Raw genomic sequence first — 17,926 nt, forward strand, 5'->3', positions numbered from 1 at the left:
AAAGCCTTAAAGCCTTCATCTGACTGATCATCGAAGCATCCATGCCGCCATATTTCGCGCGCCACCGGTAAAACGTGGCGTTGCTAATCCCATGCTCCCGGCACAGGTCAGGAACCGGGACACCGCCCTCAGCCTGGCGGATCACACCCATGATCTGGGCGTCAGTAAAGCGATCACTCTTCATCAGAATCTCCTCAATTCTTACGCTGAGAAAATTCTCATTCAAAAGTCACTCTTTTTATGGGGGGATTACCATTCATGTAGCAGGTTCTGGTGGTTCCTATGGGACCAATAAGGATTTCATCCGCTACGATACAGGAGAGATTGGGAATTCCGGTGTCAGAGCTTTTGCCTCTGGCTCCTACGCACGGAGTGATATGTGGCGTGGGGATGGGAATATCAGAAAGTGGCATGTCGATGCAGCCGTTACAAAGAGCTGGGCAGACCACAGTGACTCTGAAGCTATTTTTGGATTTACCAAGGCGCAGCAGGGGGAGTGGCTCTATCCCTCTCTTGCGAACTGGAACAAATATGGCGTCGATTATGGTTTGAATAAGCAGTATTATAATGGGGACACTCATTATTCTGGTTTAAATTCCAAGAATACCGGTGCCATTTATGGGGCATTGAAAAATCATTTCACGTTTGGTCATGGCCTCAGTCTTGATGCAGAAGCTTATTCCGTAGAATTTCATGGTCCCTACACGTATGGCGAAACGGTGCCTGTTTCAAATGGCTATGCCGGGGCGGAAAAATATAAACATCTCGATAATTATAAGGATCTTCCGGGCTATGATCCGGCTGTCAGCAAGCTGACATCTGTTGAGGTTTCGGATTGGTATACGCTGTCTTCCGGCCTGACGCTGACAGGGCGCTGGAAGCATAAATTCAATACCCTGAGTCTGACCTACTGGTACTCCTACGCGCAGGAAGCGGCGAGCCAGAATTTCTATCCCGTGAACGGTAAGGGGGAATGGAGTGCTCATGGTGCGCCGTTAACGGCGAACGGTGGGCAGCTTATTAGTGAAGATAACGAAAACGGTTTGCAGCAGCTCAATAGCTTTGCTGTTGATGACAAAATGGTCTTCCTGAATGGCCGCCTGACGATTGATGGCGGGATCAGAATGGCAATGGCCAACCGTCAATATACGCAGGATTTGCCGGGCGTGACGGGAAGCAATTACAAATCCATCAAGAACGTTTTTGTTCCGGCCCCGCAGGTCCTTATCAGCTATCGTTTTAATCCGCAGCATCAGATTTATGTTAATGGAACAACGGGTTACCATCTGCCTGCATCATTAAGCTCGCAGCTTTCGTCTTACAGCTATTCAACCGGCAAGGCGACCTCGCTCCCCATGTCGGATTATAAACCGGAATATATGATTACCGAGGAAGTGGGGTATCGCTACAGCGGGCTTCTGACAGCCAACGTGGCCGGTTTCCATTACAACGTGACCAACCATCAGGTTTCGGCTGAAAGCTATGAGCCGGGCTCAACCTCCACCATTTCTCAGCTGATCAATGCGGGCGGAATGGAGGCTTATGGGATTCAGGCAGAGCTGGCGACACATCCCTGGCATCATCTGAGTTTCTATGCTTCTGGCCAGTATATGCACACTAAAAACGGCAACAATATTGCTTATGAAGGGGATTACCTGGCGACAAAGGGCAAGCAGGAAGTCGGGGCACCCAAATTCTCCGGTTCACTCGGTCTGACCTATAATGACGGTCTATGGTTTGGGAATTTCACGCTGCAATATACAGACTCTCAGTATTCCACACTGATGAATGACCAGAGTATTCCAAGTTATGTCAGTGCAAATCTGGCCGTTGGCAGACAATTACCCAAGATTGGTCGGGTACGCCCGAAAATCAGGCTCAATCTGGTTAATCTTGGAAATAATCACTATTTGTCTTCAATGTATGGCTATACAACCAATGCCCAGACCCAGCATGGTATTGTGACAGGGAAGGCGTTTTCGGGCTCGCAGCCAACCTATGTCATTGCGTCTCCCTTTGTTGTGATGGCGACCATTTCAGCCGATTTTTGATGACATAAAAAAACGACCCTGTGCTGAGCAGGATAGATGGTATTCTTGTAACCTGAGTTGGACGATACACAGATCATGGCAACACGCAGAGACTTCCTGAAATACGCGCTTATGTCCGGTGCGGCGGCTGGTTCCAGCGCAGTCTTACCTGAATCCGTCCGTCGCGCCTTTGCCATTGCGCCAGATGCCGGCTCTACGTGGAAAGATGCAGAACATGTGGTGATCCTGATGCAGGAGAACCGTTCATTTGATCATGTTTTTGGCACGTTGCAGGGTGTGCGGGGATTTAATGACCCGCGTGCCATGCGTCAGTCAAACGGCAATTCGGTCTTTCTGCAGGCGAGTCAGTCAGGGGAGACCTATTTGCCCTGGCGGCTGAACATTCGGGATACGCGGGTAACGTGGATGGGGTCTATCCCGCATTCTCGTGATAGTCAGGTTGATGCCTGGCATGATGGCGGCCATGATCGTTGGATTGATGCCAAAAAATCCCACCATAAAGGGTATGACCGCTATCCCCTGACGATGGGATATTACACGCGTGAAGATCTGCCGTTCTATTATGCACTGGCAGATGCGTTTACGGTCTGTGACCAGAATTATTGTGGCGCGATGACCAGCACGACGCCTAACCGTCTGTTGTTCATGACGGGAACTGTGCGGGATCGTCAGGACCCATCCTCCAATGTCTACATGCGTAATGGCGAAATTCTTGAAGGCGGGATGACGTGGGATACGTTTCCTGAACGACTTGAGAGTGTCGGTGTCTCCTGGAAATATTATCAGAACGAGTTGTCTCAAACCGGCGGCATGAGTGATGCGGAACGGGGCTGGCTGAGCAATTTCAGCACCAATGTGCTGGAATGCTTTGATCAGTACGTCGTGTCTGCCAATCCGGGCTATGATGACTGGCTTGATGCCCGCATCAGTGATTGCCAGAACCATCTGGACCGGCTCAATAGCCGGGAAATGCTGGTGTCAGAAACACAGGCAGAAAAGGTGGCTGAAGCGCGGGAACTGATGGCTGTTCTGACACGCCGCAAGGCACAGTCTGGCCGACCATTGGAGAAGCTGACGCCTGAAGAGCGTAGCTTGTTTGAAAAAGCCTTTGTGACCAACAAGGGCGACAAACATTATCGGGAGCTTGAAAAGCTGACGTTCCATGATGGAGAAAAATCCATCAGCATGAAGGCTCCGAAGGGCGACATCCTGTATCAGTTCCGACAGGATGTGAAAGAGGGTAAGCTGCCTGCCGTCTCCTGGCTTTCAGCGCCCGGGCATTTTTCCGATCACCCGACGTCCCCCTGGTATGGGGCGTGGTACGTCTCGGAAGTGATGGATATTCTGACAGAAAATCCGGATGTGTGGAAAAAGACGATTTTCATTATCACCTATGATGAAAATGACGGTTATTTTGACCATTGCTGTTCTTATGTCGCACCAGATCCCAAACGCCCTGAAACAGGACGCTTTTCTCGCAGCATTGGCGGGGAGGGGCTGGAATATACAACGGCGCAAGATGAAATTGCCCGTGGCGTGCCAGAACATCAGGCGCGCAGCGGCCCGATTGGGCTGGGGTTTCGCGTGCCGATGATTATTGCGTCTCCCTGGAGCCGAGGGGGGTGGGTGAATTCACAGCTGTTTGAACACACCTCCACACTGCGTTTTCTGGAGAGATTTGTTCAGGAAAAGTTTGGGAAAAAGATTTCTGAGGCTAATATTTCTCCATGGCGTCGTGCGATCAGTGGTGATCTGACCTCCTGCTTCCGGCCCTATGATGGCTCTGTGCCAGGATTGCCTTATCTGAATCGTGAAGCCCATCTGCATATGATTGAAGATGCTAAAGATCGCCCAATGCCCAGCGGTTTCAAGGTGCTTGAAGCGGCCGACATTGCAGAACTACGGAACGATCCGGAGAAAATACAGCAGACCGTAAGGCAGGAGCCGGGTGTCCGGCCAGCCTGTGCGCTGCCGTATGAACCCTATTGTGACGGCGGTGTAAGCGCAGATGGCCGGAGCATTCAGCTGCATATGAAAGCAGGCACGGCCTTATATGGTCGGCAGGCCGCAGGTTTACCGTTTAACGTGCATTGCTACACCAATCCGGCAAGCAACGGCATGCAGGCAGCTACCTATGCTGTCGCGGCAGGCGATACGCTGGACGCTGCATTTGACATGGCCTCGTTTTCTCAGGGGCACTATGACGTTGGTGTTCATGCTCCCAATGGTTTTTACCGACGCTACAAAGGCCAGCAGGATGGCCTGCGGATAGAAGCGTCTTGCCGTTATCTGGCCGGTAAGAAAAAAGATCTGGTGCTGAGTCTGAGCAATCATGGAAAGAAAAAGGTTGAACTCACCTGCATTTCCAAAGCCGGACAGATAAACCGCACCGTACGTCTGCTTGCCGGACAGACGCTGGCTGTTCCGTTTGATCTGGCCGAAAGTGCTATGTGGTATGATATTATGGTGTCGGCTGCAGAGGAGCCTGAATTCCTGTACCATTTTGCCGGTCGGGTTGAAACGACGCGGCCTGGGAAGACGGATATCGCAATGGGAGGCTTGCAGACCGGCTAAAAACCTCGCATTGAACCGCTTTCCTGGCTTTTGTAGATAAGGGGAAGCGGTGGCCTTGCTTGGGGGCGGCCAGTTTAAAAGAAGGTTCTCATTCGTGCGCTCTTTCAGGCTGCTGCAATCAACATTTCTGGTGGCAGGATGTGCTGTCCTGCTGGCGCTGGGGCTGAGCGGGCAGGTGGCTAAAGCTGAGCCTGCGACTGGTGCAGCCTGTAACCCTGCGGCAGATGGGAGCAACCCGTGCCCCCGGAGCCTGCGTCTGGAAAAACAGCAACCCTTGTCCATGATGGCCACAGTGGGCAAGGCGATGTTTTTTGATCCGGCCTTGTCTGGTTCCGGCAAGTTATCCTGCGCCTCCTGCCATGTGCCCAGCCTGCATTATGGTCCATCTGGGAAAGCGCCGGTCTTTAAAGGCGGCGCAACGGGCGACAGAGAGGGACGACGTGCGATCCCCAGCCTGACCTATCTGGAGCGTCAACCGCCGTTCAGCATTGGGCCTGATGATGCTGTTGCTGATGATATTGCCCCCACAATTGCGGTGCCCGTGACGGGAGGTGCCCATGCTGCCAAAAGTGCCGTGAACACGGCAAGCTCAGCAGCCAATCTGGTGCCGCAGGGCGGTCTGTTTCTGGATGGTCGGGCTGATACACTGCACCAGCAGGCCAGCGGCCCCATGTTTGACCCGGATGAAATGGCGGCTACACCGGAGAAAGTCAGCGCGCGCCTGCAAACCGTGGATTATGCTGCACCTTTGCGGGATCTGGCTGGTGCTCGCGGTAAGGCATCTTCTGATTTTCTGCTTTCCGAAGGCCTGTTTGCGTTGGCGCGCTATCAGATTGAGGACCAGAATTTTCATCCGTATAGCAGCAAGTTTGATGCCTGGCTGCAAGGCAAAGCCCGCTTCTCTCCTATGGAGCGGGAAGGGTATCTTTTGTTCAATGACCCTAAGAAGGGAAACTGTGCAGCGTGTCATGTCGATACGGTGCGGAGCGACGGTTTACCGCCTCTTTTTACGGACCATCAATACGAAGCGCTGGCTGCGCCTCGTAATTTTGCCCTCCAGCATACGCATGATCCGGCATATTATGATCTTGGGGTGTGTGATCAGAAGCCTGGAGGCCGGAAAGACCTTGCGCCTTATTGCGGGATGTTTGCGACACCAACTTTGCGGAATGCCGCAACCCGGCATAGTTTTTTCCACAATGGCGTTTTTCATTCCTTAGAAGATGTCATGGATTTTTATGTGTTGCGGGATCTTGAGCCGGAGCGCTTTTACCCCAAAGGGCCGGACGGCAAGGTTCAGACCTATAATGATATTCCGGCGGCTTATCGGGGCAACGTCGATACAATCGATGCGCCGTTTGACCGCAAGCCTGGGCAGGCTCCCGCTTTGACCAGGGCAGAACGGCAGGCCATTATTGCATTCCTGCAAACACTGACAGATGGCTGGGCGGGGGAAACGGGGCAGGCCAACAGGCTTTAATAAGATGCGGATCTGCTCTGCTTTCCGGGTTGTTGACCTTGATAAAAATTTAAGTGCTCATTATGACTTTCCAAGAACAGAAACGTTCTTGTGTTAATTTTTATGAATGTAAAAGGTTTCTTAATTGGGTCTCCGTAAAGATATATGGCGTGTCGGTATTTCTGCTACGCCTCTGGATGCCATTATTGAAGAAGCCGGTGTAAAGGCAGAAACTGTCACCTGGCTTCCTGAGATGAAGTCTTTCCAGTTTATGGCCGATCCCTTCGGGTTCTGGAAAAACAACACGCTCTATATCTTTGTTGAAACTTTTGACTATCGAACCCGTCATGGAATTATAGAAGTCTTTATTTATGACGCATGCTTCAAATTTTTGGGGCGGCGCGTTGTACTTTCTGAGCCCTGGCATTTGTCCTATCCGTATGTGTTTGAAGCAGACGGTGAGATCTGGATGCTGCCGGAAGCGTATCACTCAGGAAAACTGACTCTGTATCGCGCAGCATCATTCCCCGACGTGTGGGAGCCTGCCTGCGTGATTGATCTGGGGCCCGATGTGGCTGTGGATGCCACTCCCTTTTTCCATGACGGTCTGTGGTGGCTTTTTTATACACCGGCCAGCAAGCCGCCCAAGCCGGTGGGGGAACTGCATCTGGCTTTTGCCGAGCAGTTAAAGGGGCCGTGGACACGCCACCCGCGCAACCCTGTCCGGTTTGACTCAGCCAGTACACGGCCCGGCGGAACACCACGTGTTCTGAATGGACGGGTCATGCTGCCGGTGCAGGATTGTTCCTGGACCTATGGCGGGGCTATACGGCCGTTATGGTTTGAAGTGCTGACCCCTGATCGGGTCGTGACACACGCTGGTGCCAGGATCAGGATTCCGGCACAGTTTGCACCGTATACAGAAGGCATGCATACGCTTTCAGCCGCAGGGCCTGTCACGGTGTTTGATGTCAAACGGACAGAACTATCTGCCCATGGGTTGTCTATTGAACTCATTCGAGAGTCTAAGAAGTTTCTGCAAAAAAAATGCTGAAAAACAAAGACTTTTTTTCAATCGGCATTGTTATCCATGACTTTGTGTTTGGTGGGTCCGAGCGGATTGCTATTCGGCTTGCCAATTACTGGTCTCTGCAGGGCTATCCTGTTGTTGTGTTCGCCGGGGCAGAAGCGGGCGAGATGCGGGATCTGCTGGCCCCGGCAGTCAGGCTGGTTATTGCCCCCAAACCGATTTGCCGCTCCCGGTCATCCATGGCGGAGCTCGCTAAAAAAGCGGCGAAGTATTTCCAGAAAAACCCGGTAAAAGCATGCTTTGTGCCAGGGAATTATCATTGGCCTGTGGCTTATACACTGGGGAGACTGCCCCCGAAGGTACGCCCTGTTATTCTGACGCAAATCAGTTCTCCAATTTATAAACCCGGGCGTTCTGTCTGGGCGCAAAAAATCTTCAACATACGAATGCGTTTTCTGTTGAGGAAATCTGACAAACTGGTGGCGCTTGACCACACCACGGCAGAGGAAGCCAACTGCTTATTCAGGCGGCCTGTCGCGGATGTTATTCCGTTACCCGCGCTCTGCGGAAGTCTTCCGGCAGCCCGGATGCCAGACGCAGGCAATTTTAATATTCTGGCAGCAGGCAGACTGACGCACGCAAAAGGGTTTGATCTGCTAATTGAGGCCTTCGCATCTGTCGCCACACACTATCCCGCCGCAACTTTGACGATTTGCGGGGCAGGGCCTGATCAGAAGGCGCTGCTTGATCTCGCTGCCCGTAAGGGCGTGCAGGACAAGGTTCGGCTCACAGGCTATGTCACAGATATCCGGCCCTATCTGGATGACGCTCGTCTGTTTGTCCTTTCATCCCGACGGGAAGGATATGGTGCCGTTGTTCTGGAAGCGCTTGCGGCCGGCCGTCAGGTCATCACAACGGATTGCACTCCTGCTGCCCGTGATTTTGTTGGATGTTCCGAGGCTGTGCATGTTGTGCCGGTGGGAGACAGTGGCGCTCTTGCGCGGGCCATGATTGCAGTTTTGGAAAAACCTGCCCCGGATAGTCAAAGGCTGGCTGAGGCTGTAAGGCCTTTTTCAATTGATTATGGTGGGCAGGCCTACCTTCACCTGATGTCCACTTTGCTTGAAACGGCAAAAAAACATTAGGTCAGTGTTGGAGATGCGCTTTGGTGCATTGGTTAAAGAGGAGCAGAGATGCGCGTCGGGTTTGTTATCCACACAATAGGCCTGATGGGCGGTACGGAGCGTACGTGCTGCGCTGTAATGAATGGTCTGGCTGACTATGCGGACATCACGCTGATAGAAGTTCTCTCAGAAGGGCCGCCTGCCTATTCTATGGATGAGCGCATCAAGCGGGCTGTTTTATCAGCACAGCATGTCTCGCTTTTGTGGTCTGCGCCCACGCTGATCATGCGCCTCTATCATCTTATCAAACGTAAAAAGCTGGAAACGCTGGTTGTTGTGGAATCAACGCATGCACTCTACGCGGTTGCGGCGGCCAGACTGGCCGGCGTGCGGTGTATTGTGTGGGAACATTTCAATTACAATGTCGATCTGGGGAAAAAGAAGAGACGCTGGGGGCGTCTTATCGCTGCAAAATGGGCGAATGATATTGTCACGCTGACTCATCGGGACCAGAGCATCTGGCAACAAAAGGCACAGCCCAAAGCGCAGGTGCACTGTATTCCCAATATGGCTCCCCCCGTTTCTGAAAAGCCCTATGATATCGCGGCCCGCATGGTGCTGGCATTGGGGCGGTTAAGCCCGCAAAAAGGGTTCGACCGGCTCCTGCAGGCCTGGAAGCTGGTTGAAGAGGATCCTCGCTCTGCGGGCTGGAAGCTGACGATTGTGGGCGAGGGACCTCAAAAGACCCGGCTGACAGAACAGGCTGCCACCCTTGAACGCGCCAGTGTTGGGCCGGCGCAAAAGGATGTTGCCGCGCTATTTGCTCAGGCAGGCCTCATGGTGTCGTCCTCGCGGTTTGAGGGGCTGCCCATGGTGCTGCTGGAGGCGGCTGCTTTTGGTGTACCGATTGTGGCGTTTGATTGTGAAACCGGGCCTGCTGAAATTATTATCCCCGATCAGACAGGAATTCTGGTGCCCCAGAATGATGTGGCGGGGCTGGCTGAAGGGCTTTTAAACCTGATGGCAAACCCGGAAAAACGTCTGGCTTTTTCCAGAGAGGGGAAAGACCGGATGGCTCTATTCAGCCGAGATCATGTCATTTCCCTATGGTGCAGGACGCTAGGGCTGTAAGCCGTCTGGCTGCCTGACTTTAAACGGTTGCCAACACATTTCAGTGAGGATGCGGACGAGGCCGCAACGTGTCCAGCCTGGCCGGCGTTGGATGGATAGCTCCCTTTCCACGAAGAGAGCTTATCCGGTTGAGCAGGATGATCCGATAAGGCGGGAAGACAGCCACAGCGGACGTTCTCTGGGCCCTAGGCAAGGTGGTTCCTATGAAAATTACAGAACAACTCACATCTGCCGTCACCCAGGTTGGGGATTTCATGACTCTGGCCAGCAAGGATGTCTCCGGCATGCTTTCTGTCCTGAATGATCTGCTTGGCCCGGTCCCCCAGCCCGATGCGCCCAGCAAACTGGAGCAACGCGCCAGTGCTGCCGGGATGATTGACGTCATTCGCGGCTGGCAGGCACAGGATAATGCGCCGCCTGCGACGGAAGCTGAAATCAAGCAATTCTTCACGCCTGAAGAACTGACCCAGTTTTCCAATGAAACCGGGCTTTCTGACACCGCAACCCTGAGCATGCTACAAACACTGCTACCCCGCTGTGTGCGACGGCGTGCCTTGCATGAGCCGTTTCCACCGCCTGCTTGACAGACCTCATTTTTGCGGGTTTTTGAGGCAGGCGTGACTGGATACTGTCGGACGGGGTGATCTGGCGGGTATGTTTACAGGGCCGGGGCCGCCATCTGGTGCGGTCTATGCGGCTTTGTAGGGATATGGTCTGGTGACAAGAGTGATGTGTCACGGGATGAAGGCCGCTATGCCCCTCTGTTTCCAATGTTCCTTTAGCCATCTGACGTGCTGATGTGGCGATGGTTCCTGCTGGGGCTGGTTCTGTGTTCTGGGGCGCATGTGGCTCTGGCCGAGCCAAAGCACCGGATAGCCTCGCTCAATCTGTGTACCGATCAGCTGGTACTGATGCTGGCAAACCCTGAAAACATTGTGGGGCTTAGCCCTATGGTGCGGGATTGCCAGAACGCGGTGCTGTGCGAACAGGCGCGTACAGTGCCCACGGTGCGCGTTTCAGCCGAAGCCGTTGTGGCGCATCAACCGGATATTGTGCTGGGTGGCACGTATACGGCACGCGTTGCCATGCAGGTCGCCAGATCGTTAGGGTTGCCCGTGGTGGCGCTCAGACCAGCGGATAAGCTGGACGATATTCCCCTACAAATCATGACGGTTGCGAACGCTATTGGCGAGCCTGAGCGTGGCAGGCAGCTTGTAGCTGCATTTCGCGCGCGTCTGGCTGAACTGAGCGTGACAGACCCAAAGGGTCCCGTCGCGGCCATCTATGCTGCCAATGGCTTTGTAACGCAGCCGGGAAGTCTACCGGACGATGTCCTGCGCCATGCCGGGTTTCAGAACTATACAGGCCAGAAGGGGATGAGTCATATGCGCAAGCTCCCTCTGGAAACCCTGATCGCTCATCCGCCTGATCTGCTTATTCTTGATCGCTCCGGGCAAGGCTACTCCATTGCTCAGGCCATGCTCGATAATCCGGTTCTGCAGAACGCTTTTCCCGAAGCGCATAAGGCCGATATTCCTGCCAGATTATGGCTATGTGGCTTGCCGCAAACGCTGGATGTCATCAGTCGCCTTCAAGTTAATCGTGCCGCACTGGAGGCTCTCCGATGATCACAGGTCAACAGGGACGAGGCCTCTCTTTTTGTCTGGCTGCTTGCGTAGGTGTACTGTTTGTTGTGTCCCTCTGGCACGGGGAAAGCTCCATTGCTGGTGTGCAGGCTGTGCAGGATGTTCTGGCAGGCCGTCCTACTGCCGGAGCCATTATTCTGGAGCAGTTACGTCTGCCACGCGCGCTTCTGGGCATTCTGGTGGGCGGTGTGCTCGGTCTTTCCGGCGCAACCTTGCAGGGCTACATGCGCAACCCGCTGGCAGACCCGGGTATTCTGGGCGTATCCGGAGGGGCGGCGCTGGGGGCTGTGTGCGTCTTTTATACAGGGTTGATGCAGGTCTCGCTTGTAGCCCTTCCGCTTGGTGGGTTGATTGGTGCTTTTGCCGCAGTCGCGTTGCTGATGTTGCTGGTGGGGGACGGAGGTGTGCTCGTGCTCCTGCTGGCGGGCGCGGCCTTAAGCGGCTTTACCGCAGCCCTGACAGCGCTGACACTGAATCTGGTCCCAAGCCCTTATGCCTCTTTTGAAATCATGCACTGGCTGATGGGGTCCCTGACAGACCGGACCTTTACGGATGTCGCCATTTGTCTGCCGGGGGCCGTTCTGGGGAGTGCTCTGATGCTGACAACAGGCCGGGCGCTGGATGCTCTGACATTGGGGGAAGAGGTCGCCACCAGTATGGGTTTTGTCCTCACCGGTTGGCGGGGCGTGCAGATGCGGGTTGTGTTGGGAACAGCACTGGCTGTTGGATCTTGCGTGGCGGTCTCAGGCGCGATCGGGTTTGTGGGGCTGGTCGTGCCGCATGTCTTGCGCGGTTTGACGGGCTATCAGCCCTCTCGCCTGCTCTGGCCGTCATTCTGGGGCGGAGCTGCTTTGTTGCTGGTGGCTGATAATGTTGTCCGGATGACGGCATCCGGGCCGGAACTTCAGCTTGGTGTTCTGACCGCTCTGGTGGGTTCGCCCGTCTTCTTCCATCGGGTGTTGAAGCTGCGGAAGGATGGCGTATGACCTGCCTGCTTGCGTCAGATGTATCTCTTTCCCTCGGTGGCCAGCAGATCCTGCGGTCTGTCACCATTTCTGTGCAGAGCGGCGCTGTGGTAGGGCTGATTGGCCCGAACGGAGCAGGGAAAAGCAGCCTGTTGCGTCTGCTCGCCGGGTTAAAGGTTCCGGATACGGGGTGTCTTCTGCTTGATGACCAGAACCTTGCCTCAGCCCCGGCACACTGGCGTGCCCGCCAGATTGCGTTCATGCCACAAGAGGTTGTGCGTCCACCGCCCATGAGCGTGCGCCATGTCGCGGCCCTGGGCAGGCTGGCGCATGGAGAAAGCGGTTCCGTGGCGTTTCATCATCCCAAAGTGACGGAAGCTCTTGAGCAAACGGGATTGTTACAAAGTGCAGACCGTCCCGCCCATCGTCTTTCCGGCGGTGAGCTGGCGCGGTTATCGCTTTGCCGGATGCTCTGTGTGGACGCGCCAGTTCTGCTGGCTGATGAGCCTGTTGCGGCACTGGACCCGGCGCATGCGCTGATGGTGATGTCACTTTTTCAGAAAGCCGCGCATCAGGACGGCAAGGCCGTGGTGGTCGTGCTGCATGATCTGGCGCTGGCAGCCCGCTTTTGCGACCAGCTCGTGCTGATGCAGGATGGGGCAATCCGTGCTCACGGCCTGCCGGAGGACGTGCTGGCGGAAACGTTGGTGCGGGATGTGTATCAGGTCACGACACGGCGGATTGGAACAATCCCCGTGCCGTGGGATCTCTGTCCCTGAAAAAAACCTCTCAGCCGATGAGTTTTTCCATTTCCCGGATGAGGGTCGCGGGTGAGTAGGGCTTACGCACGACCGGTACGTCATGAAATTCTGTGGGGATCATGGAGCGGTCAGCATATCCCGTAGCAAACAGGAAGGGGATGCCTCGCTCCCGCAGCGTGCGGGCCACATCGGTCGAGGTTTCATCGCCCAGATTAAAGTCCAGCAGAGCAAGATCAGGGTGGTGGGTCCGTATGGCCTGCAGAGCTTCATAAACAGAAGAAACTGTACGCACATCAGAAAGTCCGTGGTCTGCCAGAGCCTGCTCAACATCCATCGCAATCAACAGCTGATCTTCCACAATCAGGATACTCTTGTCCTGCAGCCGCATGCGGTCTGCCTGCATGACTTCTGCTTTCAGGGGTTCCTGCATGGTGCTGTTCTCCTGTGTGATCACCTCAGCATGGTGGCTGGGAAGAGTAAAACGGATGAAAAGCCCTTCCGTTCGAAATTCTTTTATTGTTTTGCCATGCAACTCATGCGGAACAGCCCGATCCAGCAAAATGGAACCAAAGCCTTTGCTCTCAGGCTCGTTGATGGGTGGGCCACCGACTTCCTGCCAGGTGATCACCCAGTCCTGCGTTGCCTCATCCTGCCACCAAGAGACATGCAAACGGCCTTCACGGTTGGAAAACGCCCCATATTTGGCGGCATTGGTTGCCAGTTCATGCACAATCAACGCCATGACGGACAAGGCGCGCCCTGTCAGCCAGATCTGCGGGCCAGAAAGTGTAATGGTATCGGGCAGCAGCCGATAAGGGGCCAGTTCGGCTTCCAGAAGCGGGTAAAGCAGGCCACCGCCATCGGTGCGAACCACCTGATCATGCGCTGTCGCCAGAGCCTTCACGCGACCTTGCAGAATAACGAAATGTTCCTGCATCGTGCGGCCTTCCGGCACGGGCCGCGCCATGAGGGATTGCACTACAGCGAGAATATTCTTCACCCGGTGGCTCAGCTCTTCATTCAGCATGCGCTGGCGCGTGTCAGCCTGAGAGCGTTCCTTTAATTGCTGCTGATGGTAGGCGCCCATCACCTCAATCAGCCCGGAGCGGACCAGTCCGGCAGCTTCCAGATTATTATCCGTCCAGGGAAGGCATTTTTCCTGTACCTCTTCCTTCCAGATGGAAAAGCTGGTGCGGGGGGTAAGACGGGGCCCGAGCGGGCCACTTGTATAGGTTTTGTTTGGGTCACCGCCCCAGTTCAGAGTCTGGAGAATTTCTCGCCGGAAGAGGAAGACGTAATCCTTCGGTTGGGCTGAGATGGGGATAATCATCACGCCAGCGACATCAGGCAGGAAGGCTGCCGCATCCGGGGTGAGGCACGTCAGATGATCCGTATGCCAGATATGGTGCCCGGCGCGTTCATGCGCGATGGAAACCAGCCCCAGCACAACATCCGGCGCGGAGGGAGCCGCTCCGTGTGTGGTCCACTGACCATTGATCCATAACCCGATCCCATCACAGGGGATGAGGGGGGCCAGATCCGCAATATGCTGCCGCAGGTAAGAAGGCATGTCCGACATCGGGACTGCCTCTCTCAAAAAATTTTCAATCAGGGTATGGGTCTGCTGAGTCACCTGCAGGCGGCTGGTTCTAAGCAGCACCACAATCCGCAGCGCCACAAACTCACCAAAAATCTTGACGATTGTACGCTCGCCCAATGTCAGGATTTTGGGGGAATAGTTGTGGCAGGCAATCATGCCCCACAACTTCCCATCCACGATCAGGGAAATGGACATGGACGCGCCCACGCCCATATTGGTCAGATATTCACAATGAATGGGTGAGACGCTGCGCAACTGGGAAAGAGACATATCCAGCGGCCCAAGCCCCGGCATTCCCTGCACAGGGACCGGGGTGTAGCTGACATCCCCGATCATGCGGATCAGGGCGCGCTGATACAGATCTCTGGCCTGAGCTGGAATGTCAGCGCTGGGGAAATGCTGGCCCAGAAAGCTCTCAAGAACCGAAGAACGCGCTTCCGCCACGATCTTGCCGGACCAGTCGGGGTCAAAGCGATAGATCATCACGCGGTCATAATGCAGCATCCCCCGCATCAGCCGCACGACGGCCCTGAAGAGGGTTTCCATGTCCGACATGTTCCGCAGGCGGTCCAGCATCATCCGCAGACTGGCGACGGACTGGCTATTGTCTTCCGGCGCGCCTTCCGGCTCACACTCAATGACAATATCGTCGCCAGAGACATGAATGGAGAGATCGAACGCAGTCGCCCCGGCAAGATGCACGCCAAACATATAGGCCGGCCGCCCAAGGGAGAGGCTATGCGCCAGACCATTGCGCAGGGCGTGCAGTGTAGCGGCGCTCAGATAATCCGAAAGCAGGACACCCGGAGCCAGCCCGGCGAACCCCAGCATGGTAGCAGCATTGGCAGAAACACGTCGCACCCGGAATGTATCGCCCTCACAGGCCAGTAAACAGCCATGCGGCTGAATACTGCCGGGGATATGGATCGGTTCTTTATCGCAGCTGGTAAGGTCTGCCTGACCGAATTCAACCATGAGATGTTTCCGTAAGACGATCTGTGTGCCTTACGGCATCAATGGCATAGCGAAAAAGACTGTGGGCAGCACCTGCAGCGACGTCTGCATCCCACTCAGAAGCGCTCTCCAGAAGGCGAAGGAAATGCTGCCAGTTATCGGGAGACGCTGTCTGGATTGCCAGATGCCGTGCCCCAAAATCCTGCGTGTAACCCAGAGCGGAAACCTGTCTGGCCAGAAAGCGTGCGCCGAGGGACGAGCCTTCCAGAACATACAGCACCCCCAGTAGCGCCGGGATGGACGCCGGAGGGGGGAAATCAGGCATGGGATGATGGATTTCCTGAAGATCCTTCAGGTCCGCCTGCATCATGACACTCAGGGATACGGGGGCCCAGCCAGCTAGGCTCTCTGGCCATCTGACCTTGCTCATGGCTTGCTCTGCACCGATCCGGAACGCGGCAAGGCTTTTCAGATAGCGGCGATACGCAGGCTCGGATGTCAGAGGGCCAATGAGCTGATCCAGCTCTGTATGTTCGTGATGTGTTCTGTCCCGCAGAAAAAAACGACGTGAGCTTTGCGCCATGCCTGACCTCGCACCATCTGGAAAAGGCTACGCCAGAGGGTCCCGCATGGTTTTAAAAACAGGCAACAGGATCTGCGTATCGGTTAACGTAAACGTATCATCGCATTCATGTGCCGGATAGGCAACATTTGAAGAGAGAAGGATACGATCTGTTTATTATCACTAATCCGTGTTAATTTTCAGTTAAAGCAGACCGTCTGAAAGGACAGAGGCCCCATTACGCTAAGCGGAAAGCGTTAATGCTGTATGAATAAGAGCCAGATGGGAAAAGCCTTGCGGAAAATTGCCAAGTTGCGTGTTGTTTTGTGGATCATACTCCTCGGCCAGCAGGCCGACATCGTTTCGCAGGCTCAGCAGTTTTTCAAATAAGGCCACACCCTCCTCTCGCCGGCCTGTCAGCGCATAGGCATCGGCCAGCCAGAAGGTGCAGGCCAGAAAGGCTCCTTCCGTGGAGTTCAGGCCATCAACATTGTTGTAAGTTTTGTATCTTTGCAAAAAACCATTCCTGAGAAGGTTTTTTTCAATCATCGCAATGGTTTTCTGAATACGGGGGTCATCATACGGCAGAAAACCCACGCGGGGGAGGAGCAGTAAAGCGGCATCCAGAGTATCGCCCCCGTAAAACTGTACAAAGCTGCCAAGATCTTTGTTAAAACCATTTTTACAAATATCGGCGTGTAGGGCATCGCGGGTCCGGGTCCAGCTTTCCTTGGGGCCGGGGAGGCCGTAGCGTTCCATGTCCTGCAAAGAGACCTGAAACGTGAACCAGGCCATTACTTTGGAATGCACGAACTGCCTCGGGCCTCCCCGCACTTCCCAGATGCCCTGATCAGGCTGCCTCCAGATGTGCTGCAGCCAGTTGACGACCTTTGTTTGCAGAGCCCAGGCAGAGTGGCGGTTGTGCAGCCTTGCAGCCCGTCCAAGCTGGGCGACATGCGCCATGATGCCGTAAATATCCAGCTGCACCTGATCCGCTGCTGCATTGCCAATACGAACAGGATAAGCCTTGTGGTAGCCGGGCAGGCTTTCAACAGTCCATTCCCGCAAACTCCGCTCTCCGCACAGGCCATACATGATCTGAATCTGGCTGGCTTCTCCCGCAATGCTGCGATGGAGCCAGTTGCGCCAGGCCTGAGCCTCCGTGTGATACCCGCAGGAAATAAATGCGGAGAGGGTCAGGGCTGCATCCCGCAACCAGCAATAGCGATAGTCCCAGTTCCGGATACCGCCGGGATCTTCTGGCAAAGACGTTGTGGGGGCGGCAATAATCCCGCCGGTTGGCGCGTAGGTGAGGGCCTTGAGGACAATCAGAGAGCGGAGAACGGCCTCTCGCCATGGCCCTTTATAAGTGCAGTGTGCGCACCAGTTCCGCCACCATTGCTCGGTGTAGGCCAACGCTGCCTCCGTATCCAGTGCGGAAGGAAGAGGCTCGTGCGAGAGGGCATGTTGCAGGACAAAGGTTTCTGTCTGACCTTCTTTCAGCTTGAAAAAGGCTTCTGTCGTCAGATGTCGTCCCTGGAGCGGCACTGTGGATCGTAAAATTACCTGATCCGGCCCTGCGATGGCGCAAAGGCCGCTTCCATCAGGCAGTTTGGTAACCCAGGGGATGGTTTGCCCGTAATCAAACCGCAGACGCAGGCTGCAACGCATATGCACCTGCCCACGGACAGCCATAACGCGGCGGATGAGCGTGCGGTGCTCCTGCTCAACCGGCATGCACTCCGTCAACATCACTTCACCATTTTGGGTGGTAAATGTGGTTTCCAAAATCAGGGTGTCATCACGATAACGGCGCTGCACGCTGAGAACGGGTTCTGCCGGGTGTAAAGCCCAGTGCCCGTGTTCTGCCGTTCCCAGCAACGCCGCCAGACAGGCTGGGCTGTCAAAACGCGGCAGACAGAGCCAGTCGATAGTGCCATCCCGCCCGGTCAGTGCCGCAGTATGGCAGTCCCCCAGCAAGGCATAGTCTTCAATAGGGAGGGGAAGAATGCGGCGCGGAAACGGATCGTGAGAGGACATACCGGCATCCTGTGCAGAAGAAGGAACTC

General features: G+C 55.0%; 14 protein-coding genes. 10 read left to right on the forward strand and 4 right to left on the reverse strand.

Features of this window, described 5'->3' with window-relative positions:
- On the reverse strand, positions 1 to 184 hold a 184-nt coding region (locus tag KP703_RS12390), incomplete at its 3' end, for a transposase (RefSeq protein ID WP_215755171.1).
- A gap of 193 nt (positions 185 to 377) precedes the next feature.
- Between KP703_RS12390 and KP703_RS12395 the strand changes: the two genes are divergently transcribed.
- The 10 genes from KP703_RS12395 (at position 378) to KP703_RS12440 (ending at position 12,759) form a co-directional block, all read left to right on the forward strand.
- Positions 378 to 2,051 carry a TonB-dependent receptor gene (locus tag KP703_RS12395; RefSeq protein WP_252354053.1) on the forward strand — a complete coding sequence of 558 codons (1,674 nt, stop codon included), beginning with the start codon at positions 378 to 380 and terminating at the stop codon, positions 2,049 to 2,051.
- 75 nt (positions 2,052 to 2,126) lie between these two features.
- Complete coding sequence (locus KP703_RS12400; protein WP_215755172.1) at positions 2,127 to 4,625, forward strand: phosphocholine-specific phospholipase C; 2,499 nt, start codon at positions 2,127 to 2,129, stop codon at positions 4,623 to 4,625.
- Positions 4,626 to 4,719: 94 nt separating this feature from the next.
- A complete protein-coding gene (locus KP703_RS12405; RefSeq protein WP_373687492.1) occupies positions 4,720 to 6,105 on the forward strand; it encodes a cytochrome-c peroxidase in 1,386 nt (461 codons plus the stop codon).
- A 124-nt stretch (positions 6,106 to 6,229) separates the two neighbouring features.
- Positions 6,230 to 7,138 (forward strand): formyl transferase, encoded by a 909-nt coding sequence (locus KP703_RS12410; protein WP_215755173.1) that lies wholly within the window; start codon positions 6,230 to 6,232, stop codon positions 7,136 to 7,138.
- On the forward strand, positions 7,132 to 8,259 hold the full coding sequence (locus KP703_RS12415) for a glycosyltransferase (protein ID WP_215755174.1): 1,128 nt from the start codon (positions 7,132 to 7,134) through the stop codon (positions 8,257 to 8,259). Before KP703_RS12410 ends, KP703_RS12415 begins: the two co-directional genes overlap by 7 nt.
- A gap of 48 nt (positions 8,260 to 8,307) precedes the next feature.
- Positions 8,308 to 9,369, forward strand: coding sequence for a glycosyltransferase family 4 protein (locus KP703_RS12420; protein ID WP_215755175.1), 1,062 nt, complete (start codon positions 8,308 to 8,310; stop codon positions 9,367 to 9,369).
- 203 nt (positions 9,370 to 9,572) lie between these two features.
- A complete protein-coding gene (locus KP703_RS12425; RefSeq protein ID WP_062140408.1) occupies positions 9,573 to 9,953 on the forward strand; it encodes a hypothetical protein in 381 nt (126 codons plus the stop codon).
- Between the two features lie 213 nt (positions 9,954 to 10,166).
- Positions 10,167 to 10,997, forward strand: a complete 831-nt coding sequence (locus tag KP703_RS12430) for an ABC transporter substrate-binding protein (RefSeq protein WP_215755176.1) — start codon at positions 10,167 to 10,169, stop codon at positions 10,995 to 10,997.
- Positions 10,994 to 12,001 carry an iron ABC transporter permease gene (locus KP703_RS12435; RefSeq protein ID WP_215755177.1) on the forward strand — a complete coding sequence of 336 codons (1,008 nt, stop codon included), beginning with the start codon at positions 10,994 to 10,996 and terminating at the stop codon, positions 11,999 to 12,001. Before KP703_RS12430 ends, KP703_RS12435 begins: the two co-directional genes overlap by 4 nt.
- A complete protein-coding gene (locus KP703_RS12440) occupies positions 11,998 to 12,759 on the forward strand; it encodes an ABC transporter ATP-binding protein (RefSeq protein WP_215755178.1) in 762 nt (253 codons plus the stop codon). The genes KP703_RS12435 and KP703_RS12440 overlap by 4 nt, the downstream gene beginning before the upstream one ends.
- Before the next feature lie 10 nt (positions 12,760 to 12,769).
- Here the strand turns inward: KP703_RS12440 and KP703_RS12445 are convergent, their stop codons facing one another.
- The 3 genes from KP703_RS12445 to KP703_RS12455 form a co-directional block, all read right to left on the reverse strand.
- Positions 12,770 to 15,316 carry an HWE histidine kinase domain-containing protein gene (locus KP703_RS12445; RefSeq protein ID WP_215755179.1) on the reverse strand — a complete coding sequence of 849 codons (2,547 nt, stop codon included), beginning with the start codon at positions 15,314 to 15,316 and terminating at the stop codon, positions 12,770 to 12,772.
- Positions 15,309 to 15,878 (reverse strand): biliverdin-producing heme oxygenase, encoded by a 570-nt coding sequence (locus tag KP703_RS12450; protein WP_215755180.1) that lies wholly within the window; start codon positions 15,876 to 15,878, stop codon positions 15,309 to 15,311. The genes KP703_RS12445 and KP703_RS12450 overlap by 8 nt, the downstream gene beginning before the upstream one ends.
- A 222-nt stretch (positions 15,879 to 16,100) precedes the next feature.
- Positions 16,101 to 17,897, reverse strand: coding sequence for a glycoside hydrolase family 15 protein (locus KP703_RS12455; protein ID WP_215755181.1), 1,797 nt, complete (start codon positions 17,895 to 17,897; stop codon positions 16,101 to 16,103).
- Positions 17,898 to 17,926 lie beyond the last annotated feature (29 nt).

The sequence above is a fragment of the Acetobacter sp. P5B1 genome, assembly GCF_018811985.1.
Lineage (GTDB): Bacteria > Pseudomonadota > Alphaproteobacteria > Acetobacterales > Acetobacteraceae > Acetobacter > Acetobacter cerevisiae.